General features: G+C 69.4%; 24 protein-coding genes and 1 tRNA gene. 13 read left to right on the top strand and 12 right to left on the bottom strand.

The window, feature by feature from the left end:
• Positions 1-110 precede the first annotated feature (110 nt).
• From BEK98_RS23315 to BEK98_RS23355, 9 genes are all read right to left on the bottom strand, one after another.
• A complete protein-coding gene (locus BEK98_RS23315) occupies positions 111-1118 on the bottom strand; it encodes a beta-ketoacyl-ACP synthase III (protein ID WP_094218596.1) in 1008 nt (335 codons plus the stop codon).
• 141 nt (positions 1119-1259) lie between these two features.
• Positions 1260-1955 carry an AAA family ATPase gene (locus BEK98_RS23320; protein WP_094218597.1) on the bottom strand — a complete coding sequence of 232 codons (696 nt, stop codon included), beginning with the start codon at positions 1953-1955 and terminating at the stop codon, positions 1260-1262.
• Between the two features lie 65 nt (positions 1956-2020).
• The gene (locus BEK98_RS23325; RefSeq protein ID WP_094218598.1) at positions 2021-3058 is read right to left on the bottom strand and encodes an AvrD family protein; all 1038 of its coding nucleotides are present in this window, start codon (positions 3056-3058) and stop codon (positions 2021-2023) included.
• Positions 3059-3138: 80 nt separating this feature from the next.
• Positions 3139-4620 (bottom strand): MFS transporter, encoded by a 1482-nt coding sequence (locus BEK98_RS23330; RefSeq protein WP_244201944.1) that lies wholly within the window; start codon positions 4618-4620, stop codon positions 3139-3141.
• A gap of 210 nt (positions 4621-4830) precedes the next feature.
• Positions 4831-5706 carry an MBL fold metallo-hydrolase gene (locus tag BEK98_RS23335; protein ID WP_094218600.1) on the bottom strand — a complete coding sequence of 292 codons (876 nt, stop codon included), beginning with the start codon at positions 5704-5706 and terminating at the stop codon, positions 4831-4833.
• A 95-nt stretch (positions 5707-5801) separates the two neighbouring features.
• A complete protein-coding gene (locus BEK98_RS23340; protein WP_094218601.1) occupies positions 5802-6641 on the bottom strand; it encodes a helix-turn-helix domain-containing protein in 840 nt (279 codons plus the stop codon).
• 86 nt (positions 6642-6727) lie between these two features.
• Positions 6728-7390, bottom strand: a complete 663-nt coding sequence (locus tag BEK98_RS23345; RefSeq protein ID WP_094218602.1) for a histidine phosphatase family protein — start codon at positions 7388-7390, stop codon at positions 6728-6730.
• 237 nt (positions 7391-7627) lie between these two features.
• Complete coding sequence (locus BEK98_RS23350) at positions 7628-8740, bottom strand: sensor histidine kinase (RefSeq protein ID WP_094218603.1); 1113 nt, start codon at positions 8738-8740, stop codon at positions 7628-7630.
• Complete coding sequence (locus BEK98_RS23355) at positions 8737-9405, bottom strand: response regulator (RefSeq protein ID WP_094218604.1); 669 nt, start codon at positions 9403-9405, stop codon at positions 8737-8739. The genes BEK98_RS23350 and BEK98_RS23355 overlap by 4 nt, the downstream gene beginning before the upstream one ends.
• 385 nt (positions 9406-9790) lie before the next feature.
• On the opposite strand from BEK98_RS23355, the gene BEK98_RS23360 reads away from it, so the two are divergent.
• Positions 9791-10588 carry a hypothetical protein gene (locus tag BEK98_RS23360; RefSeq protein WP_094218605.1) on the top strand — a complete coding sequence of 266 codons (798 nt, stop codon included), beginning with the start codon at positions 9791-9793 and terminating at the stop codon, positions 10586-10588.
• On the opposite strand, the gene BEK98_RS23365 is transcribed toward BEK98_RS23360, so the two are convergent.
• A complete protein-coding gene (locus tag BEK98_RS23365; RefSeq protein WP_094218606.1) occupies positions 10585-10914 on the bottom strand; it encodes a helix-turn-helix domain-containing protein in 330 nt (109 codons plus the stop codon). The two genes, BEK98_RS23360 and BEK98_RS23365, sit on opposite strands and share 4 nt — an antisense overlap.
• A 298-nt stretch (positions 10915-11212) precedes the next feature.
• Here BEK98_RS23365 and BEK98_RS23370 point away from each other — a divergent pair, with 298 nt between their 5' ends.
• Together BEK98_RS23370 and BEK98_RS23375 are read left to right on the top strand one after the other, a co-directional pair.
• Positions 11213-11797: a TetR/AcrR family transcriptional regulator gene (locus BEK98_RS23370; protein WP_167444242.1), complete on the top strand. Its 585-nt coding sequence runs from the start codon at positions 11213-11215 to the stop codon at positions 11795-11797.
• Positions 11798-11881: 84 nt separating this feature from the next.
• Entirely contained in the window at positions 11882-12862 is a 981-nt protein-coding gene (locus BEK98_RS23375) for a zinc-binding dehydrogenase (protein ID WP_094218608.1), read from the top strand.
• Between the two features lie 90 nt (positions 12863-12952).
• On the opposite strand, the gene BEK98_RS23380 is transcribed toward BEK98_RS23375, so the two are convergent.
• Complete coding sequence (locus BEK98_RS23380; RefSeq protein WP_094218609.1) at positions 12953-14644, bottom strand: acetolactate synthase large subunit; 1692 nt, start codon at positions 14642-14644, stop codon at positions 12953-12955.
• 204 nt (positions 14645-14848) lie between these two features.
• On the opposite strand from BEK98_RS23380, the gene BEK98_RS23385 reads away from it, so the two are divergent.
• From BEK98_RS23385 to BEK98_RS23400, 4 genes are all read left to right on the top strand, one after another.
• Entirely contained in the window at positions 14849-15586 is a 738-nt protein-coding gene (locus BEK98_RS23385) for a flavodoxin family protein (RefSeq protein ID WP_094218888.1), read from the top strand.
• A gap of 110 nt (positions 15587-15696) precedes the next feature.
• Positions 15697-16827 (top strand): sulfite oxidase, encoded by a 1131-nt coding sequence (locus BEK98_RS23390; protein WP_094218610.1) that lies wholly within the window; start codon positions 15697-15699, stop codon positions 16825-16827.
• A gap of 177 nt (positions 16828-17004) precedes the next feature.
• Entirely contained in the window at positions 17005-17205 is a 201-nt protein-coding gene (locus BEK98_RS23395; protein ID WP_094218611.1) for a hypothetical protein, read from the top strand.
• Complete coding sequence (locus BEK98_RS23400; RefSeq protein WP_094218612.1) at positions 17202-17921, top strand: class I SAM-dependent methyltransferase; 720 nt, start codon at positions 17202-17204, stop codon at positions 17919-17921. Before BEK98_RS23395 ends, BEK98_RS23400 begins: the two co-directional genes overlap by 4 nt.
• 162 nt (positions 17922-18083) lie before the next feature.
• Here the strand turns inward: BEK98_RS23400 and BEK98_RS23405 are convergent.
• Positions 18084-18167, bottom strand: a tRNA-Leu gene (locus BEK98_RS23405).
• Between the two features lie 358 nt (positions 18168-18525).
• On the opposite strand from BEK98_RS23405, the gene BEK98_RS23410 reads away from it, so the two are divergent.
• From BEK98_RS23410 to pknB, 6 genes are all read left to right on the top strand, one after another.
• Positions 18526-19386, top strand: a complete 861-nt coding sequence (locus BEK98_RS23410; RefSeq protein ID WP_094218613.1) for an FhaA domain-containing protein — start codon at positions 18526-18528, stop codon at positions 19384-19386.
• A gap of 10 nt (positions 19387-19396) precedes the next feature.
• Positions 19397-19915, top strand: a complete 519-nt coding sequence (locus BEK98_RS23415; RefSeq protein WP_094218614.1) for an FHA domain-containing protein FhaB/FipA — start codon at positions 19397-19399, stop codon at positions 19913-19915.
• 132 nt (positions 19916-20047) lie between these two features.
• Complete coding sequence (locus BEK98_RS23420) at positions 20048-21595, top strand: Stp1/IreP family PP2C-type Ser/Thr phosphatase (protein WP_208643215.1); 1548 nt, start codon at positions 20048-20050, stop codon at positions 21593-21595.
• Between the two features lie 24 nt (positions 21596-21619).
• Entirely contained in the window at positions 21620-23065 is a 1446-nt protein-coding gene (locus BEK98_RS23425; protein ID WP_094218616.1) for an FtsW/RodA/SpoVE family cell cycle protein, read from the top strand.
• Positions 23062-24546 (top strand): peptidoglycan D,D-transpeptidase FtsI family protein, encoded by a 1485-nt coding sequence (locus tag BEK98_RS23430; protein ID WP_094218617.1) that lies wholly within the window; start codon positions 23062-23064, stop codon positions 24544-24546. The genes BEK98_RS23425 and BEK98_RS23430 overlap by 4 nt, the downstream gene beginning before the upstream one ends.
• A 461-nt stretch (positions 24547-25007) precedes the next feature.
• Positions 25008-26999 carry a Stk1 family PASTA domain-containing Ser/Thr kinase gene (gene pknB / locus BEK98_RS23435; RefSeq protein WP_094218618.1) on the top strand — a complete coding sequence of 664 codons (1992 nt, stop codon included), beginning with the start codon at positions 25008-25010 and terminating at the stop codon, positions 26997-26999.

A 26999-nucleotide genomic window follows, 5' to 3' on the forward strand; every position in this document is an offset into this window, starting at 1 on the left:
CGCTGGGAACGGGGAGCGTGCAGCGACTGTGGTGCACGCCCGGGATCCGGCTGCGGGGGCCCTGGTGTCGTGCGTGCCGTGGGCGGTGCCCGACACGAGGGGCCGCCCGGTCAGACCGGGGTGATGTCCGGCCAGGTGAGAGCGGCGGATCCCCAGGTGAGGCCGCCGCCGAATGCGGTGAGCAGCATGCGCTCGCCGGGCTGGAACGCTCCCGCGGCCGCCGCGTCGGCCAGCGCCAGGGGGATGGACGCGGCGGAGGTGTTGCCGACCTTTTCGATGTTGGTGACGGCGCGGTCGGTGTCGAGGCCGAGCTGCTCGGCGACGGCCCTGAGGATGCGCAGGTTGGCCTGGTGACCGACCAGGTGCCCGACCTGGTCCGGGGTCCAGCCGACGCTCTTGAGCAGGGCGAGCGAGGAGTCCGACATCCGGTGCACCGCGTGGGCGAACACCTTCTTGCCCTGCATGGTGAAGTAGTAGTCGTCCTCGGCCGCGGCCAGACCGCTGCCGCGCTGCCGGGACCCGCCCGCCGGGATCTGGATGAGGTCCTTGCCGGTGCCGTCGCTGCCCAGGTCGAAGCCGAGCAGCCGGCCCGGCTCGTCGGCGGCACCGCAGGACAGCACGACGGCTCCGGCGCCGTCACCGAAGATCACGGAGGTGGTGCGGTCGTTCGGGCTCAGGATCGTGGAATACGTCTCGGCCCCGATGACCAGCGCCCGCTCGACCCGGCCCGCCTGGATGGCGTTGGCGGCGGCTTCGAGGGCGTAGACGAAGCCGGAGCACACCGCGGAGATGTCGTACGCGGCGGCGTTCGCGAGCCCCAGCCGGGCCGCGACGTCGGGCGCGGTGCCGGGGCAGGGATGGTCGGGCGTGGTGGTGGCGACGACGAGAAGGCCCACATCGGCCCCGTCGTCGAGACCGGCGGACTTCAGGGCACGGCGGCCGGCCTCGGTGGCCAGGTCACCCGTGGACTGGCCGGGCTCGGCCCAGCAGCGCTCCTTGATTCCCGTACGGGTGGTGATCCACTCGTCGGAAGTGTCGAACAGGCCCGCGAGTTCGTCGTTGGTGACGCGCCTCGTCGGTAGATAGGTGCCTAGCCCTTGCAGGACTGCGTACGGCATGTGTTTTCCCCCGTCTTTCTTTTTTTGTGTGATGTCCGGTGCTGAGTGTGTCTGTGGCGGCTCTGTCTGTAGTGGTGGCTGACGGACGGGTACGGGCCCGCCGCGGGGCGGCCTGACAACGGCCGCCCCACGGCCGGGGGCTCAGGCGGCTACGCGGGCGATCTCCGAGCTGGTGTCGATGAGCGCGTACTCGGCCTGGGCCTTCTCGATCGCCTCGTCGATGCTCATCACCGGCTTGAAACCGTAGATGTCGATGATCTTCTGAAGGCGCTCGGGGATGGTGCCGCCCACCGAGTGGTACGGGATGTGCAGCTCGTCCAGGGTCTTGAGCATCAGCTCGTCCGCGAGGGACCGGAAGCGCTCGTTGACCGGGCGGTGCCCGTCGGGGACCAGCGGGAACTCGATGGGCAGGTGGACGAAGGAGTCGTAGGTGGCGCGGGCGTGCTGCTTGGCGGGCACGGCCATCTGCTCGAGGACCTTGGCGTAGAAGCCGACCTCCTCGCTGACCTCGACCGTCTCCAGGTTGATCGACTCGTTCGGGTTGATGCCGACCAGGACGCGGACGGTGCCGTAGGCCCACTCGTGCAGCGAGGAGCCGTCGGAGACGAAGCCGTCGGGCAGGTGGGACTCGTTGACCGCGCGCTCCTGGTTGCGCCGCATGATCAGCATGATCAGCTCGGCCGGGGTGCACTCCTCCAGCGTCTTGCCGGGGATGGAGATCGGGAGCAGCTCCCGCATGGTCTTGGCGGAGGACCGGGGCAGGCCGGTCAGATGCGAGACGGCCATCGTGGTCAGGGTCTTGCCGACGGAGTAGGTGCCGGCGATGGCGAGCTTCACGTGATTCTCCCGTGGGTGACGGACGGCGCCGCGGCTCTGATGTCTGAGCGCCGTGGTGTGTGGGTTCAGGTGGTGGTCTGCGACAGGCGGTGGGCCACCGAACAGACGACCGTGATGTCGGCGAGGGTCGCGACGATGTCGGCGCGGCGCCAGGTCTCGCCATGGCGGTTGTTGAGCAGGACGGCGTCGCGCAGCTCCGCGCGCAGCGGCAGCGGGCCGCCGTCGGGGGCGATACGCGGCCGGTGCGGGGTCGCGGCCTCCAGCAGCGTGCTGCGCATCCACAGGGTGTCGGAGGCGGACCGCGGCACCTGGTCCAGCTCGTACAGCAGGACCTGTCCGACCTGCAGGGCGGTCACGAAGGCGTCCACGAGGTGCACGGACGGCTGGTGTTCACCCTCCATGCCGCCGAGTGCGCCGTCCGGGCCACCGCTGAGGCGGACGTCCGCGGTGGCGACGTTGGTGCCCGGCCTGACCTGCATGCTCTCGACACGCTGGCCACCGAGCCGGCCGGCGTCGCCGTAGCCGCCGTCGCGGACCGCGGGTTCGACGGCGGGACGCTCGCCCGGACGGATGTCCGGGTGGTCGGCCTCCAGGCGGACGCGCAGCGTGCCCACCGTGGCCTCGACGGCCGTACGGGCGCGACCGGGCTGCGGGGAGGGCAGCCGGCCGGCGACGTAGGCGGTCACCGGGAACCCGGCCAGGTCGTCCTCCACCGGACGGGAACCGGCCTTGATGCGGACCCGGGCGAGCCAGACGCCGGCCAGCTCCTGCTCGGTGAGCCCCAGGTGGGAGGTGAGCAGGGCCTCGGTGAGCTGGGCGGCGAGCAGCAGGACGTCGACCGTGGACAGGTGCGGCCGCTGGTCGACCTCGCCCTTGCGGGACCAGTCGCTCGGGTAGGTGACCTGCGCGGTGGCGCCCAGCCGGGGCGCTTCGGCGGCCGCGCCGTCCGCCTCGGGTATGTGGAAGCCGGTCAGGTGGTGTCGGGCGCGTTTGTAGCCCTCGCCGAAGAAGCGGCGTTCGGGCGCGCCGAGGTAGTCGGAGACGTCCGCGAGAAACGGCGGCGCCGCGGCGGGCAGAACGGGCGAAGCAGACTGGACAGACATCTGTTTTCCTTCCTCGGGCACTGACGGGCGGGTGCGGGGCGAGGAACCCCGCGCCCGCGTGGGGGGACCCGGAGCGCTGGTCAGTGGGCGGCCGTGAGGCTGGGCTCCTCCTCGTCGCTGGCGGCGCGGACCGGGGCGGAGGTGCCGGAGTTCGCGCTGCGCAGCAGGACGGCGATGACGAGAGCACCGGCGATGACGACCAGACCGTCGACGAGGATGGCGAAGGTGGTGCCGTCCAGGACGCCGGCCTTGGAGGCGACGCCGTTCTTCAGCTCCCCGTACTGCGAGGCGGCGATGGCCGACATCACCGGGATGCCGAGCGTGAAGCCGATCTGCTGGGTCATGGCGGCCAGACCGGTGGCCAGGCCCTGCTCGCTGTCCTCGATGCCGGAGGTGGAGATGACGGTGTAGGAGACGATCGCCAGGACGTGGCCGAAGCCGCCGACGAACGTGGTGACCAGGACGGCGGCGATGCCCATGGTCTTGTTCTCACCCAGCAGGAACAGCACGCCGGTCATCACACCCTGCACGGCCAGGCCGAGCACCATGCCGCCCTTGGACCCGGTACGGGCGAGGATCTTCGAGGCGAAGGTGCCGCCGAGGAACGCGCCGAGGCCCAGGAAGCCGAACATCAGGCCGGTCTGGAACGGGTTGAGGTGCAGCACCTGCTGCAGGTAGAGGGTGAGCAGGAAGGAGAGAGCGGACTCCATGGAGAAGGTGATCAGACCGCCGAGGTTGCCGAACTTGACGGAGTTGGCCTTCAGGATGCGCACCGGGGCGAGCGGAGCGGCGGCCCGCAGCTCGATCACGTAGAAGGAGATCAGCAGCACGGCGGCGACCAGCAGCGTGCCCCAGGTCTGCGGGGAGCCCCAGCCCTCGCGCTCGGCGCCGGTGATGCCGTACACGAAGGCGAGCAGACCCGCGGTGACGGTGATCGAACCGGGCACGTCCAGCTTGGGCCGGTCCTCGGACACCGACTCCTTGATCACCGCAGTGCCGGCGAAGAACAGAGCCACGCCGACCGGGACGTTGATGAAGAAGTCGTAGCGCCAGGAGAGCAGGTCGGTGAGCACGCCGCCGAGCACCGCGCCGCCCGCGAACCCGAGGGAGAGCAGCGCACCGTTCAGGCCGAGCGCCTTGGTGCGCAGCGGCCCCTCCTCGAAGCTGGTGGTGATCAGCGCCATGCCCGACGGGGTGACGACCGCGGTGGCGAGACCCTGGGCCACACGGGCCGCGATCATCAGCTCGGGGCTGGTGGCCAGACCGCCGACCAGCGAGGAGACGGTCAGCAGCGCCATGCCGATCAGGAAGAGCTTCTTACGGCCGACCAGGTCGCCGATGCGTCCGAAGAGGAGCATGAAACCGGCTGCGGTCAGGGCGAACGCGGTGGAGACCCACTGCAGGCTGTCGAGCCCGAACCCGAGGTCCGAGCCGATCTTCGGCAGGGCGACGGTGAGGATGGAGAAGTCGACGGCGAACATGAACTGGGCGCCCAGCAGGACGATGAGGATCGCCTTCTGCTTCCCCGTCATGGCGAGTTGTGCGGACTGTGTCTTCGGCATGGCAAGAAGCCTCGCGGTGATCGCGATCTTCAAACAGTGCGCGCTCAACATAGTGGTCGCCACCAACAGGCTCGACCCCTATCTCCCAGCCACCCGCGAGCCCTGAGGGGCGGATCCTCGGCACCGGAGGGGCCGGAGTACACACGGAGGGCCGGGGCGCAGTGGCACCCCGGCCCATGGCCGCTCAACTACCTTCAGAACATGGCCCGTTCAGCCCAGGGCCTCCCACCGGTGTCCGCCGTCCGCGACGGTGACCCGGCCGAAGACCACGTCGGCGAAGTGCCCGGCATAGCAGACGGTCCCCGGCCGGGCGGCCTCCTCCAGCACGGCCCGGCGCGTCGCGACCGCCTGGCCGCCGCCGCTGTCGAAGAACACCGGCCACTCGGGATGCGCCGCCTGTGCGGGGGAATGCAGTACGTCCCCGAGCACCAGTACCCGGCGGACGCCGTCGTCCCCGGACTGCGCGTCGGCGAGGTCCACCACGTATCCCGCGTGGCCTCCGGTGTGTCCGGGCCACTCCCGGAGGGTCACGCCGGGAAACACCTCGCCGCCGTCCGCGACCGTGCGCACCCGGCCGGCCAGCCGCGGCGGAAGCAGGCTGCCCCGCTCACGCCATTCGGTCGCCGAGAGCACGAGGGACGTGGCGCCCTCGAAGAGGGCGCCCCCGCCCGCCAGCGCCCAGCCGATGTGGTCGTCGTGCAGATGGGTGAAGGCCACCGTGTCCACCGCTTCCGCGGGCACCCCCGCGGTCTGGAGGTGTTCGGCCAGCTCGCCGCCCGCCAGCACGCCCAGGGCGGGATGCGTCTGTGTCGCCTCCAGGCGCCGCGGGCCGAATCCGGCGTCGATCAGCAGGGACCGGCCCTGATGCTCGATCAGCAGGCCGCCCACCGAAGCGACCAGGAAACCGTCCGGGTCCTGGTAGGGGGCGAGCGAGGCGAGGTCGTCCGGGCCGAGTCCGGTGAACCAGCCGTCCGGCCTCAACTGGACCATTCCGTCCGGGACATGGGTCAACCGCCAGTCCCCGAAGGTGAGCGAGCGCAGCGGCGAGGGGCGTGTCAGCCGCTCCAGCGGCAACACAGCAGACATGACGAAGTCTCTTTCGACAGAAAAGAAAAGAATGCAGAGGAAGAGAGAGGAAAAGGGTGGTGGTCCCGCCGGTGCGGCGGCGGGACCACCACCCCTCAGGCGGCCGAACCCGTCAGTCCGTGCGTCAGGGTGAGAAGCCTCAGGGCCTGCTCGGCCCGAGTGCCCGGGACCGGCAGGAACACGGTGAGCCGCAGGCCCAGCCGGGGAGTGAAGTCCAGCGTCGTGCGCCGCAGGGACAGTTCGCCGGCCCGCGGGTGCTCCAGCAGGTCGATGCCGCAGGAGTCCTCCTGCACTTCCTGCGCGTTCCAGAGCGCCGAGAACTGCTTGCTCCGCGACAGCAGCCGGTCCACCGCCGCCGCGAGCAGCGGGTCTCCCGGGTGGTTGGCGGCATGCGCCCGGAATCGGGCCACCAGCGTCGCCGCGTCCTGGTCCCAGTGCGGATACCGGTTGCGCGCCTGCGCGTTGAGGAAGAAGTCCTCCATCACGTTGCCACTGCCGCAGTCCAGCGCCATCAGTTCGCGCGCCGCGGAGTTCGCCACCACCACGTTCCACACCCGGTCGGCGATGTAGGCGGGGTTGGGCAGCCAGTTGTCGACGAAGGGCTGGAGGGACTCCGCGTCCGGCGGCGGCGAGGAGGCGGTGTGGGACGAGCCCAGGCCGGCGAGCCGCCACACGTACTGGCGCTGGGTGTCGTCCAGGTTGAGGACCCGGGAGATCGCGGAGAGCACCTCGGCGGACACGTTCTCGGCCCGTCCCTGCTCGATCCACGTGTACCAGGACACTCCGACGCCGGCCAGGAGTGCCACTTCCTCACGGCGCAACCCGGGTGTTCTGCGTACTCCGGCCGCAGGCAGACCCACTTCGGTGGGGGTCACCTCCGCCCGGCGCACCTTCAGAAATTGTCCTAGTTCTTTCAACTGACGGTCTGACGGCATGGCATCCCCCTGTCGAGCCGTGTGACCTGAGACGCCGATCACCCTACCCGTGTAGGACACACCTTGTGCGGTACGTGATCGGCGTCTCAGGTACACGCCGACAGGAACGGACTTGATCGTTCCCCGGTGCCCAGGTGGGCCGGTACAAGCGTCGCTGATCGCGACGGGAGCCACGGCCGGGCCTCCCGGGGAGGGACGTAGCCGAGCCGGACGTCCCAGCAGCCACCTCGCCGGGTGAAGGAGATCAGGGACAGCGGCGGCACGGCGAGATGCCAGAAGGCTCTTGCCGGTATCCCCAGAGCGTGAATGATCGCGGCGCGGACAACGGCTGCTTCCGTGACAGCGACCACGCTGCCCGTGTCGGGCGTCAGGCCGCTCAGCCAGTTCGATGTCCGGCGGCAGAGCCGGCGTACGGACTCACCCTCGTGTGGCGCGGCGTCCGGGTCCGTGAACCACGCGGTGAACCCGTCGGGGTCGGTCGCCGCGACTTCGTCGAGGGTGCGACCGCGCCATGTACCGACGTCGAGATCGCGCAGCGCGGGCTCGGACGCTGCCGTCAGGCCGACGGCGTCGGCGGTCTGCGAGCAGCGGATCGAGGGCGCCCGGACGGCCAGCTCATGCGGAGGGAGCGCTGCTGCCGTGGCGCCTGCCAGAAGCAGGCTGCGCTCGCTCAGGGGAGCGTCACCGAGGAGCGGATCCAGGGTGGCGTCACCACCGGGCACACACAGAAACGTCAGGCGGATCGTCATGAGACGAGCTCCTTCTCGGCCCGGCGTGACTCCGGATGGAGCGAGGCCACGCGACGGATACTTGATCAGCGGACCCCGACCGTGGACGGAACGGCCGACGCCGCGTCGTGCCTCATGTGCTCCAGCGTCGGTGAAAGCCTCCCGCCGCGACATCCGCCAGGTGTCCGGAACCACCCCGCCGACCGGCCGGTACACCCCCGCCACCCGGCCGAACGCGGCATCGGTCACCCGTTGCGGTCATTGGTTCCTTTCGACGGGCAGTTTCAGCCAGAGCTCGTAGCCCCCCTGGGCCGTGGGACCGGAGGTGACAGTGCCACCGAGGAGCTCGGCTCGCTGGGCCAGGCCGACCAGGCCGTGGTGGGCGCTCGGCAGGGCGAGCGCGCGTCGGGTGGGGGCGGTGTTGGTGATGCGGGTGTGGAGGGTGCCGTCCCTGCGATGGATCCGTACGGTCACCGCGGCGCCGGGAGCGTGTTTGCGGGCGTTGGTCAGCGCTTCCTGGACGGTGCGGTACACGGCGCGCTGGACGGTGGGCGGAAGCCCGTCGGGCAGGTCGGTCTCCAGCGTCGCTTCGATGCCGCTGGCGTCGACGAGACGCTCCAGGTCGGCGAGGGAAGGCTGGGGCGCGAGTTCCGTGGGCCTGCTGCCGGAGGCCCGCAGAACGCTGACCATGTGCCGCAGCTCGTCCAGGGTCTGCACGCTGAGGCGGCGGATCGTGGCCGCGGCCTGTCTCGTTTCGGGGTCCTGACTGCCCACCTGGAGTGCTCCGGCCTGTACGGCGATGAGGCTGACCTGGTGGGAGACCACGTCGTGCATCTCCCGGGCGAGCTGTGCGCGTTCCTTCGCCAGAACGCTCTGGGCGGTCAGCAGCCGCTCGTGCTCGCGGGCCTCGGTGATGTCGGCGAGCCGCAGGGAGAGTTCGCGTCTGGCCTGGACGAGTTGGCCCAGAAAGACGGGAGCGGCCGCGGTGGCCAGGCCGTAGCTGAGGTGGAACAGGTTGGTCGTCTGGGACAGCTCGGTGGCGTCCAGGGACGACCACGGCCAGGGCAGGAAGTCGATGACCGCGTAGAACAGCGCGCAGCCGGCCAGCAGGAGACGGTGGCGGCTGAGTGAGGAGAGCGTGTACAGCGCGGCCATGGGGGCGACCACCGCGTCGGTGACCAGGGCGGTGGGGAGCGTGAGGACGAAGGTCGTCAGGGGCATGCGGCGACGCAGCATGAGGGCAAGGGCGCCGAGGAACGCACAGGCGGCGGCCCATCGATCCACGAAATCGACGTGAATCCACGCGTCCGCCACCGCGAGCCCGACAAGACCGATGTCGAGCAGCAGCGGCGGCGGCTGTCGGGAGCTCACCGAGCGCCCTCGTCCTGTGACGGAGTCAGCAGACCCGCGCGCTCGGCGATGAGCGCCGCCTGGACGCGGCTGCTGACCTGCAGTTTTCCGAGCACGTTGGTGACGTGGCCCTTGACGGTGCCGGTGCTCAGGTGCAGCCGTTCGCCGATGTCGGTGTTGGCGAGTCCTTCCGCCATGAGGACGAGTACGGCGCGCTCGCGCTCGGTCAGCCGGGCGACGAGGCGGACGGCGGTGGGCTCGCGAACACTGTTGTCGAGGTAGCCGTCCACCACTCGGCGGGTGACCTTGGACGACAGCACGGTCCCTCCCCCGGCCAGGGTGCGCACGAGGTGGGGAAGCTGCTCGGGGTCGGTGTCCTTGAGCAGGAATCCGGCGGCGCCCGACCGCAGGGCGGTCGCCACGTATTCGTCGGCGTCGAACGTGGTGAGCATGGCGACCACCGGCGCCTGCGGCATGCGGCGCAGGTCGGCCAGAATGCTGAGCCCGTCCACGTCCGGCATCCGGATGTCGAGCAGGACGACGTCGGGCAGCAGCTCCCGCACCGCGCGCGCGGCCTGACCTCCGGGTACCGCCGCGACGACCTCGATGTCGTCCGCCTTATTGAGAATGTGCGTGAAGCCTGTGCGGATCAAGGCTTCGTCATCGACCACCAGTACCCGGATCACCTGCGCTCCGCTCATCGCGTGCCCGCCGGTCGATGCGTACCCCCGCGGGAGCCGTCCTTGGGCGGCCGGGACGGAATTCCCGCCGGTTGGCGGCGTGACCCCAGCCGGTCGGACCTGCTTCCCCGCACGTCACCGGCCCGGCGATCGTGGCTTCCCGCCGAGGTGCGGGGCAGAGAGTGGCTGGATCACCGCAGCCGGTGGCCACACGTTGCGCAAAGTAATGCCGCGAGGGAACGCCAGGTGACATCATCTGCGGTACTCGCGGCAGCCCTCTCGCTTTAGGCCTGGAGCGAGAGGGCTGGGCGCATACGCCGAGGGGGAGCCCGGCTCGCCCTCTGCTCGCCTGCGACGGTCCTACCTGTCCATGCACGACTTGGGGCCGTTCATGACCTGGTACCACCACAGCTGGCTCGCCGGATACGCGTTACCGGCCGCGCTCAGCGCCGGCCTTGCGTGGATCGGCTTAGCCCGCCATTCCGCCGGCAAGGGCAGGCTGCTGGGCAGCTGGAGGTCCGCCGGCCTGACGCTGCTGGTTCTCGCTCTGACCGGCGCAGTCGGGATCGCCGCCGGGCTGGCGCTTCCGCACCTGGCGAAGCTGCCTCCGGTCGCCGCGGGCCTGGCCACCGGTGTCACGGCCATGCCGCGCAAGAGACAGGACGAGACGACTCAGCCCTACGTCAAGTTCATGACACTGGGCATTGCCTGGTTCAGGGAACGACTCGAGTACCGCATGCAGCTGGATGCTCGCCGCTGGTGCGACCGGTTCATGGACGGCTTCGAGAAGTCGACGCAGCTCCGTGTGTTCGTACACGAACTCAGGAACTACCTGGTGGACCGGCATCCCCCGCTCGCCAAAGCGGTCACCAACCTCTTCGACGCTGCCGACAAGGCCATGATCAACGCGCTTGAGGTGCAGACGAAGACCGATGAGGCCCGCCGTGACATCCACATCGCCTGGATGCGGGATCCGACCGACGAAGAGGTCTATCAGTGCCGCAGCGCTGTCGGTGAAGCTCTCAACCGCTGCGGAGACCTGTTGCTGTACGCCTACGTGCACGGCCGCCGCACGGAACACGCCGACCTTGAGGCACTGCGCACCAAGGCACTGTCCAACGATGCCTTCCACAGTTCCGCGCTGCCTGAGCAGCGGCGACGGTTCAGCCTCCGCCGCAACCGCCCCTAGTGGCGGGAGCCGACCTCACGCAAAGGCGATGACTCTCCGCTGCTCGCGGACGGCGCCTCGGCGGTGTGTGGGCGGCGGGGAGAAAACCTGATCTCGACGTCAGCGCCCAGAGCTTCCGCGGCCGCGGCCAACGTACGCACCGTCAGGTTCGCGTCACCCGACATGATCTGACTGACCCGACCAGGGCTGACACCCATGGCCTTGGCAAGGTCCGCACGTGTCTTTCCCAGTCCCGCCAACAAGCCCGCGAGAGAAGCTGTCGCCTGCCGCGCCAACTGAGCACCGGCTAACTCGGCGTTACTCTCACTGCGAGCGAAGAAGCTCATGGCATGACCCCCAACTCAGGTGACGGCAGCGGATGTTGCCGCTGCCCCAAGGATGCCACCTTTAGGTCTAGCTAAACACTCGGTTCCCACGAAATCCCCGGGCACGACGGCGCACATCACTCCGTCAGTGCGCCCTTGACCTGCGACGATGAACTTCACGCGGCAGCCGATCCGTGACTGGTCCAACATCACCCCAATGGGGGTGTGCGGCACCTCCAACCGGCGACCCGTCGCCACCGCTCCGAGCAGGTCAAAGCCAGAGGTTGTTCTTGAATGGTCGCTCATATACGTTTGCCCCATGCCCAGACCTCGAGAGTTCGAGCCCGACACCGTCCTGAACGTGGCCATGCTGCGGTTCTGGGAGCGCGGGTACCGGGCGACGTCCATCGAGGATCTGGTGAAGGCGACCGGGGTGAAGCCCGGCAGCCTCTACAGCGCCTTCCCCGGCGGCAAGCACGCACTGTTCCTGAAGTCGCTGGAGCGTTACTCCAGGCTGGTGGTCCCCGAGAAGCTGGGTGCGCTGGAGGCTTCGGACGCGTCCGTGGCCGAGATCCGCGGCTACTTCGACGGGTTGGTGCGCGACCTGCTCAGCCCCGAGGGCCGGCAAGGCTGCCTGCTCGTCAACACGGCGATCGAGAAGGCCGCCGAGGACGACGAGGCGGCGGCCGTCGTACGCGGCCACCTGGCCCGGCTCGAACGGTGCATGACCCACGCGCTCGAGAACGCGACTCGCAGGGGCCAGGTGCGCGCCTCACTGGACTGCACCGGCAGCGCCAAGCTGCTGGTCGCGACATGCCAGGGGCTGATGGTGGTCGGAAAGGCGAATCCCGACGAGACGCTCCTGCGGGCGATCGTCGACAACGCCTTCGCCGCTCTCGGCTGACCGCCGGCCACACGGGCCACCGTACGGGGTGGCCCTCTTTTTCGCCCCAATAGTTGAACGTACGCTCAAGAATGGAGTCACGGCATGAAGGCCATCGTCATCTCCGCCCACGGCGGCCCCGAGGTGCTCACCCTCACCGAACTGCCCGACCCGGTGCCCGCCGACGGCGAAGTGCTGATCCGGGTCAAGGCGTTCGGCCTCAACCACGCCGAGGCGTACATGCGCGGCGGAGCCTGGGGGAAGGTGGCGGCCGTCCCCGGGATCGAGTGCGCCGGGGTGGTCGCGGCCGACCCGTCCGGCGGACTCCCCGTCGGGACACCGGTGGTGGCGATCCTCGGCGGCATGGGCCGGACCCGCAACGGCAGCTACGCGGAACTGGTGACCGTGCCGGCGACCAACGTGGTGGCCGTGCGCTCGTCGCTGGACTGGGCCGACCTGGCCGCGGTTCCCGAGGTGTACGCGACGGCATGGAGCGGCCTGTTCGGCAATCTGGACCTGCGGCCGGGCGAGACGGTCGTGGTGCGGGGAGCGACATCCTCGCTCGGCCAGGCCGCCGTCAATCTCGCGGCCGACCATGGCGCGAACGTGCTCGCCACGACCCGGAACCCGGCGCACGTACCGCTGCTGAAGGAGCTCGGGGCCACCGACGTGCTCATCGACGACGGCGCGCTCGCCGCCCAGGTCCGGGAGCGGGAGGTCAGCGTCGACGCGGTGTTCGACGTCGTCGGCAACAGCGTCCTGCGCGACTCGCTGGCCCTGGTCCGACCCCGCGGCCGGGTGTGCCAGCTCGGCTTTCTGGGCGGCTTCGACCCGGTGCGGGACTTCGACCCGATCACCGATCTCCCCAGCGCGGTCCGGCTCAGCTTCTTCGGCAGCGCCTTCGTCCTGGGCACCCCGGCGTTCCCGCTCACCGACGTACCGTTGGACGAGATCTACGCCAAGGTCGCAGCCGGTGTCCTCCGGGCCCGTCCCACCCGGGTCTTCCGGTTCGACGAGATCGTCGAAGCCCACCGGGTCATGGAGGCCGGAGAAGCCCTCGGCAAGATGGTCGTCACCCTCGGCTGACCCCCCAGACCTTCCGTCAGCCGCCAAGGGCGCCTGCCGCGCCGGAGGAAATCGGCCGGGTGGTCCTGTGTCGAGTCCTGGTCTGCCGGCTCAGAACGGGCCGTGGAGACTTCCGAGGCGGTCGGTCAGACGCAGGTTCTCCGAGTAGTCGACGGGGCAGGCGATCACGGAGACCGTGTCGTCGTCGAGGGCGCGGCGCAGCACGGGCAGGAGTTGGCCGGCGGCTTCGATCGCGTAGCCGCGGGCGCCGAAGCTCTCGGCGTAGGCGACCAGGTCCGGGTTGGTGAAGCGGGTATGGCTGTGGCGGCCGATCTCGAGTTCCATCTTCCAGGTGATCAGGCCGTATTCCTCGTCGACCAGGACCAGGACGACCAGCGGGATGTGTTCGCGGACGGCGGTCTCCAGTTCCTGGGAGTTCATCAGGAACGAGCCGTCGCCCATCATCGCCAGCACGCGCCGGTCCGGCCGTGCCAGCTTCGCGGCGATCGCGCCCGGCAGCGCGAACCCCATGGTCGACAAGCCGTTGGAGACCAGGCACGTGTCCGGCTCATAGGTCGGGTAGAGGCGGGACATCCACATTTTCCCGGCGCCGGTGTCGGCGAGCACGATGTCGCGGCGGTCCAGCGCGGTGCGTACGTCGGCCACGACGCGCTGCGGCACCAGCGGGAATGCCTCGTTGTCGCGCCCGTACCGGAGCTCTTCGTCGAGCAGCGTCCGGATCTTCTCGTTGCTCCCGAAGTCGTAGGTGAGTTCATCGGGCAGTGCTGCCGCGAGTGCGTCCAGCGCTTGTGAGGGGTCGCCCTCGACGCCCACCGCGACCGGATAATGGGCGTCCACCTCGGCGGGGAAACGGTGCACGTGCACGATCCGCTTGTCGCCGTTCGGGTTGATCTTGACCGGGTCGAACTCCTGGATCTCGTAGCCCACGCAGATCAGCACGTCGGCGGTGTCGAAGCCGAAGTTGCTGTAGTCGTGGCGCATGAAGCCGACCGCGCCGAGGGCGTTGGGGTGGTCGTCGGGGAAGACGCCCTTGCCGTGGAAGGTGGTCGCGACCGGGATGTTCAGCCGCTCGGCGAACCGTACGAGGGCGGCTGTGGCTCCGGCTCTGGCAGCGCCGTGGCCTGCCAGCACGACCGGGTGCCGGGCAGCGGTGAGCACCTCCACCGCACGTGCGATCTGGGAGGGCGAGGGTGCGTCAGTGTGCACCGCGTCGATCTGCAGGGGTGCCAGCGGCTCGGCGGGACGCTCCGCTTCGATGTCTTCCGGCACCGCCAGGAACACGGCTCCGGGCCGCTCGCTCTGCGCGGTCTTGAACGCCTTGCGCGTCATCTCCGGCACCGCGTCGGGACACTCGATGCGGGCCGACCACTGGGTGACGGGAGCGAACATCGACACCAGGTCGATGACCTGGTGCGACTCCTTGTGGATGCGCCGCAGGGAGCCCTGGGCGGCCAGGGCCACCATCGGGGAGCTGTTGGTCATCGCGTCCGCGGTGCCGAGCAGCAGATTGATCGCGCCGGGCCCCAGCGTGGCCGAACACACCCCTGCCCGCCCGGTCAGCCGGCCGTAGATCTCCGCCATGAACGAGGCGGCCTGCTCATGGCGCACCAGGATGTACCGGATCCCGGAGCCGTTCAGCGCGTCGACGAACCGGATGTTCTCCTCGCCCGGAATCCCGAAGACGTACTCCACACCCTCGGCCCGCAGACAACGCACCAACAGGTGTGCGACGTCCTCCACCGCTGCCGTGTCCCGCGACTCGCTCGCGCCTTCTCTGCCCATGAGACGAACGTAGGCACGCCCACCGACCCCGGCCACTCACAGGCCGCCGACCGAGGCGGCCGTGCGGATACCGATGCCTCAAGCGTGCCGAGGCCGTTCGGCGGCACTGCGGTGGCGGCTGCCGCGGGCTGCCCGCAGGCTGGAGCCGGATGTGGACGAGCGCCGCCGAGCATCGTGCTGCGCAGAGGGTTCTGGGAGGACCGTGTGACCGCTTCGACGCCCGCCACCGACACACCGCCGGCCCGCTACGACGACCTGCGTGCCCTGGTGATCAACTGCACCCTCAAGCGCTCGCCGGAGATCAGCAACACCCAGGGGCTGATCGACCGGAGCACCGCCGTCATGGACGCGCAGGGAGTACGGGTCGATGTCGTACGGGCGGTGGACCACGACATCGCCACCGGCGTGTGGCCCGACATGAGAGAGCACGGCTGGGCGACGGACGCCTGGCCCGACCTCTACCAGCAGGTCCTGGCGGCCGACATCCTCGTGCTGGCAGGCCCCATCTGGCTGGGCGACAACAGCTCCGTGACGAAGCAGGTGATCGAACGCCTCTACGCCTGCTCCAGCCTGCTCAACGAAGCCGGTCAGTACGCCTATTACGGCCGCGTCGGCGGCTGCCTGATCACCGGTAACGAGGACGGCGTCAAGCACTGCGCCATGAACGTGCTCTACAGCCTGCAGCACCTGGGCTACACCATCCCTCCCCAGGCGGACGCCGGTTGGATCGGCGAGGCGGGTCCCGGCCCCTCGTACCTCGATCCCGGCTCGGGCGGTCCGGAGAACGACTTCACCAACCGCAACACCACCTTCATGACCTGGAACCTGCTGCACCTGGCCCGGGCGTTGAAGGATCTCGGCGGCATCCCCGCCTACGGCAACCAGCGCACCGCCTGGGACGCCGGCTGCCGCCGCGACTACGAGAACCCCGAACACCGGTAGGCCGGTGGCGGCCGCGGTATCCGCGTCGGTCGGAAGCAGGGGCTCGTCACTGCGCCGGTCGCGGCGCGCTCCGCGCTGCACGAACGGTGGCGCGAGCGAATAATCAGAGCATGGGGCGTCGACTCACCGACGTGAGCACCCCCGCCCGCCTGGCCGCGACGGGCGAGGGACTGGGACAGGACGAGCTGGCGCTGGCCGCCCGGAATCACGGTCTGCCGTTGGAAGCCATGCGCTACGACGTGACCCCGCCGGGCCTTCACTACGTCCTGACGCACTACGACATCCCCCTCGTCCCGGACGAAGCCGCGTGGCGGCTCACAGTGAGCGGACGCGTGCGGCGCGTGCTGAGCCTCTCGACCGCGGAGCTGCGCACTCGTCCGGCGGTCACGACACGCGTGACCCTGGAGTGCGCCGGCAACGGCAGGGCCCTGCTGTCGCCGAGGCCGGTGAGCCAGCCGTGGCTGGTCGAAGCGGTGGGCACGGCGGAGTGGACGGGAGTGCCCCTGCGTCTGCTCCTCGCCGAGGCCGGTGTCGCGTCCGACGCGGTCGACGTGGTGTTCACCGGCGCCGATCACGGTGTGGAGCGCGGTGTGGAGCAGGACTACGAGCGCAGTCTCCCCATCGACATCGCAACGTGCGAGGAGCCCGAGGTGCTCGTGGCCTACGCCATGGACGGCGCCCCCCTGCCGCCCCAGCACGGCAGGCCGCTGCGCCTGGTGGTGCCCGGCTGGTACGGGATGGCCCAGGTGAAATGGCTGCGCGGCATCACCGTCATCGACACCCCCTTCACCGGTTTCCAGCAAGCCGTCACGTACCGGATCAGGCGGAAGCCCGAGGAGACGGGAGAGCCGGTCACCCGTATCGCTCCCCGGGCCCTCGTGATACCGCCCGGCTTCCCCGACTTCATGTCCCGCACGCGGGTGGTCGCGCCGGGCCCGGTCCTCCTCGAAGGACGGGCGTGGTCGGGATGCGCCCCGGTGACATCGGTGCGGGTCAGTACGGATGGCGGAGCGACCTGGCAGCCGGCCGAGCTGGAACCGGATCGTGGCCACCGCTGGGCCTGGCGCCGGTGGTCCTTCCTGTGGTCCGCCGTCCCCGGCGACCACGTCCTGAGCGTCCGCGCCACGGACGGGGCGGCGAACACCCAGCCACTGGAACAGCCATGGAACCAAGGCGGCTTCGCCAACAACGTCGTCCAGCGCGTTCCGGTGTTCTGCCCAGACACCGCCCATACCGGATGACGACTCACATACCGGCGCTTCGCAGCGGTTCGACCGTACGGCTCGCGGCAGCCACCCGCTTGCACCTCAGCCCCGGACAGCGCACCTGACCTGTGTCAGCTTGTAAGTATCCCGGCATGGTCCGAGGCATGGGCCGTTCTTTTGCGAGCACGGTTCGAAGACCGGAGGAGACGGTCGATGGCAAGTGACGAAGAGCCGTCGGGTTCGGCCTCACGGGCCCTGCGCTCGCGCAGCCTTGGCGCCGAGCTGCGCACCGACCTCGACCACGGTCGTCCGGCCCGCGTCATCGTCCCGGCCAACCCCCGTGTGAACAACACCGAGTGGGTTCACCGCGGCGACGAGAGCCGGCCCGCCTCAGGTCATGGCGCCGCACTGTGACAACGGACGAGGACGAGGACGAGCTGTACGACGCCGACGAGGATCCCTACGCGCTGGCCCTGCGATTCGGCCGTGGACCGGTGTATTTACGGCTGGTCGACGGGCGCCGCATCCGGATGCCGGTGCACCGGTGGCACGATCAGCCCACGGTGGCCGACAAGACCGTGCTGGAACGCTGTGCCGGCCCTGTCCTCGATGTCGGCTGCGGCCCGGGCCGCATGTGCAGGGCACTCCAGAGCCGGGGAGTCTTCGCCCTCGGGGTCGACATCGCACCTCGCGCGGTCGCGCTGACCACCGCCCTGGGCGGGCTCGCACTCTGCCGATCGGTCTTCGACCGGCTGCCCGCCGAGAGAGGCTGGCAGACCCTTCTGCTCATCGACGGGAACATCGGCATCGGAGGCGACCCCCACAGCCTGCTGCGCCGCTGCGGCGGGCTCATCGCCCCCACCGGGCGCCTCGTCGTCGAAGTCGACCCCCACGACGTCGAAGAACTGTGCATCGCCCGGTTCGAGGACCGGCACGGCCGGAGCGGTCCGCTCTTTCCCTGGGCACGGCTCGGACGACGAGCGCTCCACAGAGTCGCCGAGGACCTTGCACTCGGCGTCACCGACCAGTGGACGAGCGGGCACCGAAGCTTTGCCACCCTCGCGCACCAGGAATCGTCCTCGGACCGCTCTGACGCGGAATCACCGTGCCGGGGAACACCCCCCGGGTAACAGCACGGCATCACTTGCAGAAAAGCCGTAGACCCCGTCCGTGAGCTAGCTCACCGGCGAGGTCTCCCGCATCCGTCCCCAGGCTGTGCGATCCCTCACAAAACCAGGACACCAAAACGGCTACGGGCCCATCGTCTTCACGATGGGCCCGTAGCCTCTGTGTGCGCGAGGGGGGAGTTGAACCCCCACGCCCTTGCGGGCACTGGAACCTGAATCCAGCGCGTCTGCCTATTCCGCCACCCGCGCATTGGGTGTGTCTTCCGCTTCCGGCCCTTCTGGGCTGGCCCCTTCCGACATCGAGAACATTAGCACGTCGTACGGGGTGGGTTCACATCCCTTACCTGCCCCCAGGCCCCCTCCGCTCCGTATCAACCTCGTACCGGTCCAGCCCATCTCCCCAGGAGGCGGACCGGGACCACAGCCGGGTGCGGGACACTGGTGAGTGCCCCCCTCTACGATCCTTGCCAGAAGGAGTTCGAAGGGGAGCCGCTGGGGGAACCGGCTGATTGCCGGTTCGCGTAGATACGATCAGCGAGCAGTACCGGGCAGGACAGCGGCACAGAGCAGGGCAAGGAAGCAGCGTCAGCGACGGAGGAGGTGCCCTATGGGAGTCCTGAAGAAGTTCGAGCAGCGTCTCGAAGGTCTGGTCAACGGCACCTTCGCCAAGGTCTTCAAGTCCGAGGTCCAGCCGGTGGAGATCGCCGGTGCGCTCCAGCGGGAGTGCGACAACAACGCCACCATCTGGAACCGGGACCGCACCGTGGTCCCCAACGACTTCATCGTGGAGCTGAGCGCCCCCGACTTCGAGCGCCTCAGCCCCTACTCCGGGCAGCTCGGCGACGAGCTGGCCGGCATGGTGCGCGACTACGCCAAGCAGCAGCGCTACACCTTCATGGGCCCGATCAAGGTCAACCTGGAGAAGGCGGAGGACCTCGACACCGGTCTGTACCGGGTGCGCTCGCGCACCCTCGCCTCCTCCGCCAGCCAGCAGGGCGCGGCCCCCGCGGCCCCGGCCGGCCGCCCCGGCCAGGGCGCCCCGGGCGGCTACGGCTACCCGCCCGCCGCTCCCGCCGGAGCGCCTCCGATGCCGTCCGCGCCGCCGCCCGGCGCCCGCCCCGGCGGCGGCTACGGCTACCCCCAGCCCGCCCCGCAGCGGCCCGCGGCCGCCCCGGCGAGCGGCGGGCGCACCCGCTACTGGATCGAGATCAACGGCACCCGCCACCAGATCTCCCGCGCGACGCTGGTGATGGGCCGCAGCACCGACGCCGACGTGCGGATCGACGACCCCGGCGTCTCCCGCCGGCACTGTGAGATCCGGACCGGAACGCCCTCGACGATCCAGGATCTCGGCTCCACCAACGGCATCGTGGTGGACGGGCAACACACCACCCGCGCTACGCTCCGCGACGGCTCGCGGATCGTCGTGGGCAGCACCACCATCATTTACCGGCAAGCCGAAGGGTGAAGCGGGGGCAATGTCAGAGCTGACCCTCACGGTCATGCGGCTGGGTTTCCTGGCCGTACTGTGGCTGTTCGTGATCGTGGCCGTGCAGGTCATCCGGAGCGACCTGTTCGGTACGCGTGTCACCCAGCGCGGGTCGCGCAGAGAGGCCGCGCGTCCGCAGCAGGCGGCCCGGCAGCAGGCCGCGCCGCCGCAGCAGCGCGCCCAGCAGGGCGGCGGCGGCCGACGCGGCCGCAACGCCCCTACGAAGCTGGTTGTGAGCGAAGGCACACTGACCGGCACCACCGTCGCGCTGCAGGGCCAGACCATCACCCTGGGCCGGGCGCACGACTCCACGATCGTGCTGGACGACGACTACGCCTCCAGCCGCCATGCCAGGATCTACCCGGACCGCGACGGCCAGTGGATCGTCGAGGATCTCGGCTCCACCAACGGCACCTACCTGGACCGTTCCCGGCTGACGACTCCCACACCGATCCCGCTGGGCGCGCCGATCCGCATCGGCAAAACCGTCATCGAGCTGCGGAAGTAGTACGACAATGAGCGAGCGGAGCGAGCACGCAGCGGCAGGCCGCACCCCGGTCTCCGGCGCGCTCCCGACCGGAGGGTGGGCAGTGTGGCTCGACACGACCGGCTGTACCCGGAGCCGACGGGCGAGGTGCGCATGAGTCTGTCACTGCGCTTCGCCGCCGGATCGCACAAAGGCATGATCCGGGAGGGCAACGAGGACTCCGGTTACGCCGGTCCGCGCCTGCTCGCCATCGCCGACGGCATGGGCGGCCAGGCGGCCGGCGAGGTCGCCTCCTCCGAGGTCATCTCCACCCTGGTCACGCTCGACGACGACGTGCCCGGCTCCGACATCCTCACCTCCCTCGGCACCGCCGTGCAGCGCGCCAACGACCAGCTGCGCTCCATGGTCGAGGAGGACCCCCAGCTCGAGGGCATGGGCACCACCCTGACCGCCCTGCTGTGGACCGGGCAGCGGCTCGGTCTCGTGCACGTGGGCGACTCGCGCGCGTATCTGCTGCGTGACGGCGTGCTCACGCAGATCACACAGGACCACACCTGGGTGCAGCGGCTCGTGGACGAGGGCCGGATCACCGAGGAAGAGGCCACCACCCACCCGCAGCGCTCGCTGCTGATGCGCGCCCTCGGCAGCGGCGACCACGTCGAACCCGACCTGTCGATCCGCGAGGTCCGGGCCGGCGACCGCTATCTGATCTGCTCCGACGGCCTGTCCGGCGTCGTCTCCCACCAGACGATGGAGGAGACGCTCGCCAGCTACCAGGGCCCACAGGAGACCGTGCAGGAGCTGATCCAGCTCGCGTTGCGCGGCGGCGGCCCCGACAACATCACCGTCATCGTCGCCGACGTCCTCGACCTGGACACCGGTGACACCCTCGCCGGGCAGCTGTCCGACACCCCGGTCGTGGTCGGCGCCGTCGCCGAGAACCAGCTCCACCTGCACGACAACGGCATCATGCAAACCCCGGCCGGCCGCGCCTCCCACCTCGGCCGCCAGGGCCACGGCGGGGGCGGCGGCGAGTTCGGCCCGCCCGGGTCCGGCGACACCACCGGCTACATCCCGAGCGGCGGCTTCGGCGACTACACCGACGAGGACTTCGTCAAGCCGCGCAAGAGCCGCAAGTGGCTGAAGCGGTCCCTCTACGGCGGACTCGCCCTCGCGGTCATCGGCGGCGGTCTGTACGGCGGTTTCCGCTGGACGCAGACGCAGTACTACGTCGGCACCAACGGCGAGCACGTGGCGCTGTACCGCGGCATCAGCCAGGACCTGGCCTGGGTGTCGCTCTCGGAGGTGGAGAAGGACCACCCCGAGATCGAACTCAAGTACCTGCCGCAGTACCAGCAGAAGCAGGTCAAGAACACGATCGCCGCAGGTGGTCTGCAGCAGGCGCAGACGAAGATCGAGGCACTGTCCGTGCAGGCCTCCGCGTGCAAGAAGCAGGCGGAACGCACGGCCGCGGAGACCGAGAAGAACGCCAAGACGGGCCAGGGCGAGGCCGGAGGCACCACGGGAACCACCCGTACCGCCTTCACGTCCAAGGCATCACCGACGCCGAACCCGTCGGCCTCCACGAAGTCTCCCTCGTCCAAGTCCTCCCCGACCCCGTCCGCGACCGCCACGCCCAACCCCGGCCCGAGCCTCTCCGAGGATGAGCAGAAGGTCGTCGATCAGTGCGGCAAGCCGTAAAGCCGTGAGAGGCCCTGTCACACGATGAGCAGTACTTCGAATACGCCGACCCACCACACGTCCACGATCGGCGCGATCGGCGCACCCAGCCGCCGCAACACCGAGCTGGCCCTGCTGATCTTCGCCGTGGCCATCCCGGTGTTCGCCTACGCCAACGTGGGCCTGGCCCTCAACGACGCGGTGCCCGCGGGCCTGCTGGGCTACGGCCTGGGTCTCGGCCTGCTGGCCGGCATCGCCCATCTCGTGGTGCGGAAGTTCGCCCCGTACGCCGACCCGCTGCTGCTGCCGCTGGCCACCCTGCTCAACGGGCTGGGCCTGGTCGCCATCTGGCGGCTCGACCAGTCCAGACTGCTGCAGAGCATCGGCGTGGCCGGCGGCAAGGCGACCAACCAGCTGATCTACACCGCGATGGGCATCGGGCTGTTCGTCGCCGTGCTGTTCTTCCTCAAGGACCACCGCACGCTGCAGCGCTACACGTACATCTCCATGGCGGCCTCGCTGGTCCTGCTGCTGCTCCCGCTGGTGCCGGGCCTCGGTGCCGACGTCTACGGCGCCAAGATCTGGATCTCGGTCGGCAGCTTCACCATCCAGCCCGGTGAGTTCGCCAAGATCGTGCTCGCGATCTTCTTCGCCGGTTACCTGATGGTGAAGCGGGACGCGCTGGCCCTGGCCAGCCGCCGCTTCATGGGCCTGTACCTGCCGCGCGGCCGCGACCTCGGCCCGATCCTCGTGGTCTGGGCGATCTCGATCCTCATCCTGGTCTTCGAGACCGACCTCGGTACGTCGCTGCTGTTCTTCGGAATGTTCGTCATCATGCTGTACGTCGCCACCGAGCGGACCAGCTGGATCGTCTTCGGTCTGCTGATGTCCGCGGCCGGCGCCGTCGGCGTGGCGAGCTTCGAGCCGCACATCCAGGTGCGTGTCCAGGCGTGGCTCGACCCGATGCACGAGTACGTGCTCAGCCGCACCCCGGGCGTCACCGGAGTCCACTCCGACCAGCTGCAGCAGGCCCTGTGGGCGTTCGGCTCCGGCGGCACCCTCGGCACCGGCTGGGGCCAGGGCCACTCCGAGCTGATCCGGTTCGCCGCCAACTCCGACTTCATCCTCGCCACCTTCGGCGAGGAGCTGGGCCTGGCCGGCATCATGGCGATCCTGCTGGTCTACGGGCTGATCGTGGAGCGCGGCGTGCGCACCGCCCTCGCCGCCCGCGACCCGTTCGGCAAGCTGCTCGCCATCGGCCTGTCCGGCGCCTTCGCCCTCCAGGTCTTCGTCGTGGCCGGCGGTGTGATGGGCCTCATCCCGCTGACCGGTATGACGATGCCGTTCCTCGCCTACGGCGGTTCCTCCGTGATCGCCAACTGGGCGCTGATCGGCATCCTGATCCGCATCAGCGACACCGCCCGCCGCCCGGCGCCCACTCCCGCCGCCAACCCCGACGCCGAGATGACCCAGGTGGTCCGCCCGTCATGAACAAGCCCCTGCGCCGGATCGCGATCTTCTGCGGCCTCCTCGTCATGGCCCTGCTGATCCGCGACAACTGGCTCCAGTACGTCAAGGCCGACGCGCTGCGCACCGACAAGGACAACCGCCGGGTCGCCATCGAGCGGTACGCGAACCCGCGGGGCGACATCATCGTGGACGGCGACCCCATAACCGGGTCCGTCGAGTCCAAGAGCGGCGACTTCAAGTACAAGCGCACGTACAAGAACGGGCCCATGTGGGCCCCGGTCACCGGCTACTCCTCGCAGGCCTTCGACAGCAGCCAGCTGGAGAAGATCAACGACGGCATCCTCACCGGCAACGACGACCGGCTCTTCTTCCGCAGCACCCTCGACATGATCACGGGCAAGCGGAAGCAGGGCGGCAACGTCGTCACCACGCTGAACGCGGCCGCGCAGAAGGCGGCGTACGACGGCCTGAAGAGCCGGGGCGGCAAGGGCGCCGTGGTCGCCCTCGAACCGTCCACCGGCAAGATCCTCGCGCTGGCCTCCTACCCGTCGTACGACCCCTCGTCCTTCGCGGGCAACTCCACCGACGTGGACTCCAAGAACTGGACCAAGCTCCAGAAGAAGAACAACCCGGCCGACCCGATGCTGAACCGGGCGCTGCGCGAGACCTACCCGCCGGGCTCCACCTTCAAGGTGGTCACGGCCGCGGCCGCGCTGGAGAACGGCAAGTACACCTCGGCCGACGCGGCAACCGACTCGCCGCTGCCGTGGACCATGCCGGGCACCACGCGCGAGCTGAAGAACGAGGGCAGCATCCCCTGCAAGAACGCGACCATGCGGGTCGCCCTGCAGTACTCCTGCAACACCGTCTTCGGCAAGATCGGCGCCGACCTCGGCAACGACAAGATGCTCGCCGAGGCGAAGAAGTTCGGATTCGACTCCGAGCAGTTCACCCCGGTCCGCTCCAACGCCTCGCAGTTCTCCGACGGCATGAACCAGTCGCAGACCGCCCTGTCCTCCATCGGCCAGTACAACACCGCGGCCACCCCGCTGCAGATGGCCATGGTCGCCTCGGCCGTCGCCAACGACGGCAAGCTGATGAAGCCGTACATGGTCGACGAGCTGCAGTACAACCTCGACCCGATCGCCAAGACCGAGCCGCAGGAGATGAGCCAGCCGCTGTCGCCGAAGAACGCGCAGATCCTGCAGTCGATGATGGAGACGGTCGTCAAGGACGGCACGGGCAAGAACGCGCAGATCGGCGGGGGAGTCACCGTCGGCGGCAAGACCGGTACCGCCCAGCACGGTGTGGCGAACAGCGCGAACCCGTACGCGTGGTTCATCTCCTACGCCAGGCTCAGCGACGGCAGCTCGCCGGTCGCCGTGGCCGTGGTCATCGAGGACGAGAGCGCCAACCGCGACGACATCTCCGGCGGCGGCCTGGCCGCGCCGATCGCGAAGAACGTCATGCAGGCGGTCATCAAGACCAAGACCGGGTCGTAACGCACGACCGACGGCTCTTCCCAGCCCTGTCCCGTGGCCACACGGGGCAGGGCTTTCTCTGTCACCTTTCGTCATCCCGTATCACCCCGCAATCACCCCGTGATCATGCGGAATAAAGAATTCCGATCAGTCGGTGCACGGCGCCCACTTATCTCGACGACGGAGAAAGCAAGCAGAATTCGGAAATCGGAAATCAGCCGATATCCACTGAATCTCCCCGCATGCTCCGCAACGATTCACACCGGGGTTTCGCTACTGCACGCTACTGTGGAACACAGTATGTGATCGGCGGCCGGGTTTCGCCGGCGCCCTCCGGTCGAATGAGCCATACCGGTCCGGTATCAGGTTTCGGTGCCGTGCCAAGCACAGGCGTGCCGCCCGGTAGCGTATGCCCCGGACAGCACACCGCCGGACCACACACCGGTGTGGTCGGGACCGACGGAGAGGGCTGGTAGGTAGCTATGGAAGAGCCGCGTCGCCTCGGCGGCCGGTACGAGCTGGGCCAGGTGCTCGGTCGTGGTGGCATGGCGGAGGTCTACCTCGCGCATGACACCCGGCTCGGCCGCACCGTGGCGGTGAAGACGCTGCGCGCGGACCTCGCGCGCGACCCTTCCTTCCAGGCCCGGTTCCGCCGGGAGGCCCAGTCGGCCGCCTCGCTCAACCATCCCGCGATCGTCGCGGTCTACGACACGGGCGAGGACTACATCGACGGGGTCTCGATCCCGTACATCGTGATGGAGTACGTCGACGGCTCCACGCTCCGTGAGCTTCTTCACTCCGGCCGCAAGCTCCTGCCCGAGCGCGCGATGGAGATGACCATCGGCATCCTCCAGGGCCTGGAGTACGCCCACCGCAACGGCATCGTCCACCGCGACATCAAGCCGGCGAACGTCATGCTGACGCGCAACGGCCAGGTCAAGGTGATGGACTTCGGCATCGCCCGGGCCATGGGCGACTCCGGCATGACCATGACGCAGACCGCGGCGGTCATCGGCACGGCCCAGTACCTCTCCCCGGAGCAGGCCAAGGGCGAGCAGGTCGACGCCCGGTCGGACCTCTACTCGACCGGCTGCCTCCTCTACGAGCTGCTGACGGTGCGGCCCCCCTTCGTGGGCGACTCCCCGGTGGCCGTGGCCTACCAGCACGTCCGCGAGGAACCGCAGGCGCCGAGCGTCTTCGACCCCGAGATCACCCCCGAGATGGACGCCATCGTCCTGAAGGCGCTGGTCAAGGACCCGAACTACCGCTACCAGTCGGCCGACGAGATGCGCGCCGACATCGAGGCCTGCCTCGACGGCCAGCCGGTCGCGGCGACCGCCTCGATGGGCGCGGTGGGCTACGGCGGCTACCCCGACGACCAGCCGACGACGGCACTGCGTCCGGGCGCCGACGCGGGAGCGACGTCCATGCTCCCGCCGATGAACCCGGACGACGGCGGCTACGGCTACGACGACCGCCCCGACCGGCGCCGCCAGCAGAAGAAGAACAACACCTCCACGATCCTCCTCGTGGTCGCGGCCGTCCTGGTCCTGATCGGCGCGATCCTGATCGGGAAGTGGGCGTTCGACGGAAACAAGGCCGACGAGACCTTCCCGGCCCCGAACTTCATCGGCAACAGCTACACCACCGCCCAGCAGATGGCCAAGAACTCGGACCTGAAACTGGCGGACCCCACCCGCAAGCCCTGCGCGAACCAGCCGAAGGGCAACGTCTGCTCCCAGGACCCCAAGCAGGGCACGGACGTGAAGAAGGGCGACACGATCACGCTGGTCGTGTCGACGGGCGCGCCGAAGGTCGCGGTACCGAGCGTCCTGGGCAAGAGCTTCAACGACGCCGAGGCACTGCTGGAGAGCGACAAGTACAAGTTCAACGTCGAGAGGAAGGACGAGGTCTCCGCCGAGCAGGCGGGCACCGTCCTGAAGCAGGACCCTGATCTGGGCACGGAGGTCCAGAAGGGCTCCACGATCACCCTCACGGTCGCCAAGGCCGAGGAGAAGATCACCATCCCCAGCGACGTCGTCGGCAAGTCCTGCGACGACGCGAAGGCCGAGCTGCAGAACCTGGGCCTGGCGCCCACCTGCAACGACACCGCGACCAACAACCCCGACGACGACGGCAAGGTCCTCTCGACCAACCCGACGGCGGGCAGCCAGGTCTCCAAGAACACGCCGGTGGCGATCAACGTCGGCAAGGTGCAGGGCCAGCAGCAGACCACGGTTCCGCCGGTGCAGAACCGCACGCTCAAGGACGCCCGCAAGCTGCTCGAGCAGGCGGGTCTCCAGGTCAACGTCCAGGGCTCCCAGGACGACAACGCCATCGTCGTCACCTCCAACCCGGCCCAGGGCAGCACCGTCAACCAGGGCGACACGGTCACCCTGTTCACGGTGGACCAGGGCGGAAACGGCAACGGCAACAACGGCGGGACGAACATCTTCGGCGGCACCACCGGCTAA

It is taken from the genome of Streptomyces diastatochromogenes, from assembly GCF_002242805.1.
GTDB lineage: Bacteria > Actinomycetota > Actinomycetes > Streptomycetales > Streptomycetaceae > Streptomyces > Streptomyces diastatochromogenes.

Excerpts from the sequence above, each read along its gene's own strand:
- BEK98_RS23315 (WP_094218596.1), bottom strand. The coding sequence starts at position 1,118 with ATGCCGTACGCAGTCCTGCAAGGGCTAGGCACCTATCTACCGACGAGG.
- BEK98_RS23325 (WP_094218598.1), bottom strand. The coding sequence starts at position 3,058 with ATGTCTGTCCAGTCTGCTTCGCCCGTTCTGCCCGCCGCGGCGCCGCCG.
- BEK98_RS23330 (WP_244201944.1), bottom strand. The coding sequence starts at position 4,620 with ATGCCGAAGACACAGTCCGCACAACTCGCCATGACGGGGAAGCAGAAG.
- BEK98_RS23335 (WP_094218600.1), bottom strand. The coding sequence starts at position 5,706 with ATGTCTGCTGTGTTGCCGCTGGAGCGGCTGACACGCCCCTCGCCGCTG.
- BEK98_RS23340 (WP_094218601.1), bottom strand. The coding sequence starts at position 6,641 with ATGCCGTCAGACCGTCAGTTGAAAGAACTAGGACAATTTCTGAAGGTG.
- BEK98_RS23345 (WP_094218602.1), bottom strand. The coding sequence starts at position 7,390 with ATGACGATCCGCCTGACGTTTCTGTGTGTGCCCGGTGGTGACGCCACC.
- BEK98_RS23360 (WP_094218605.1), top strand. The coding sequence starts at position 9,791 with ATGACCTGGTACCACCACAGCTGGCTCGCCGGATACGCGTTACCGGCC.
- BEK98_RS23365 (WP_094218606.1), bottom strand. The coding sequence starts at position 10,914 with ATGAGCTTCTTCGCTCGCAGTGAGAGTAACGCCGAGTTAGCCGGTGCT.
- BEK98_RS23370 (WP_167444242.1), top strand. The coding sequence starts at position 11,213 with ATGCCCAGACCTCGAGAGTTCGAGCCCGACACCGTCCTGAACGTGGCC.
- BEK98_RS23375 (WP_094218608.1), top strand. The coding sequence starts at position 11,882 with ATGAAGGCCATCGTCATCTCCGCCCACGGCGGCCCCGAGGTGCTCACC.
- BEK98_RS23380 (WP_094218609.1), bottom strand. The coding sequence starts at position 14,644 with ATGGGCAGAGAAGGCGCGAGCGAGTCGCGGGACACGGCAGCGGTGGAG.
- BEK98_RS23390 (WP_094218610.1), top strand. The coding sequence starts at position 15,697 with ATGGGGCGTCGACTCACCGACGTGAGCACCCCCGCCCGCCTGGCCGCG.
- BEK98_RS23395 (WP_094218611.1), top strand. The coding sequence starts at position 17,005 with ATGGCAAGTGACGAAGAGCCGTCGGGTTCGGCCTCACGGGCCCTGCGC.
- BEK98_RS23410 (WP_094218613.1), top strand. The coding sequence starts at position 18,526 with ATGGGAGTCCTGAAGAAGTTCGAGCAGCGTCTCGAAGGTCTGGTCAAC.
- BEK98_RS23415 (WP_094218614.1), top strand. The coding sequence starts at position 19,397 with ATGTCAGAGCTGACCCTCACGGTCATGCGGCTGGGTTTCCTGGCCGTA.
- BEK98_RS23420 (WP_208643215.1), top strand. The coding sequence starts at position 20,048 with ATGAGTCTGTCACTGCGCTTCGCCGCCGGATCGCACAAAGGCATGATC.
- BEK98_RS23425 (WP_094218616.1), top strand. The coding sequence starts at position 21,620 with ATGAGCAGTACTTCGAATACGCCGACCCACCACACGTCCACGATCGGC.
- BEK98_RS23430 (WP_094218617.1), top strand. The coding sequence starts at position 23,062 with ATGAACAAGCCCCTGCGCCGGATCGCGATCTTCTGCGGCCTCCTCGTC.
- pknB (WP_094218618.1), top strand. The coding sequence starts at position 25,008 with ATGGAAGAGCCGCGTCGCCTCGGCGGCCGGTACGAGCTGGGCCAGGTG.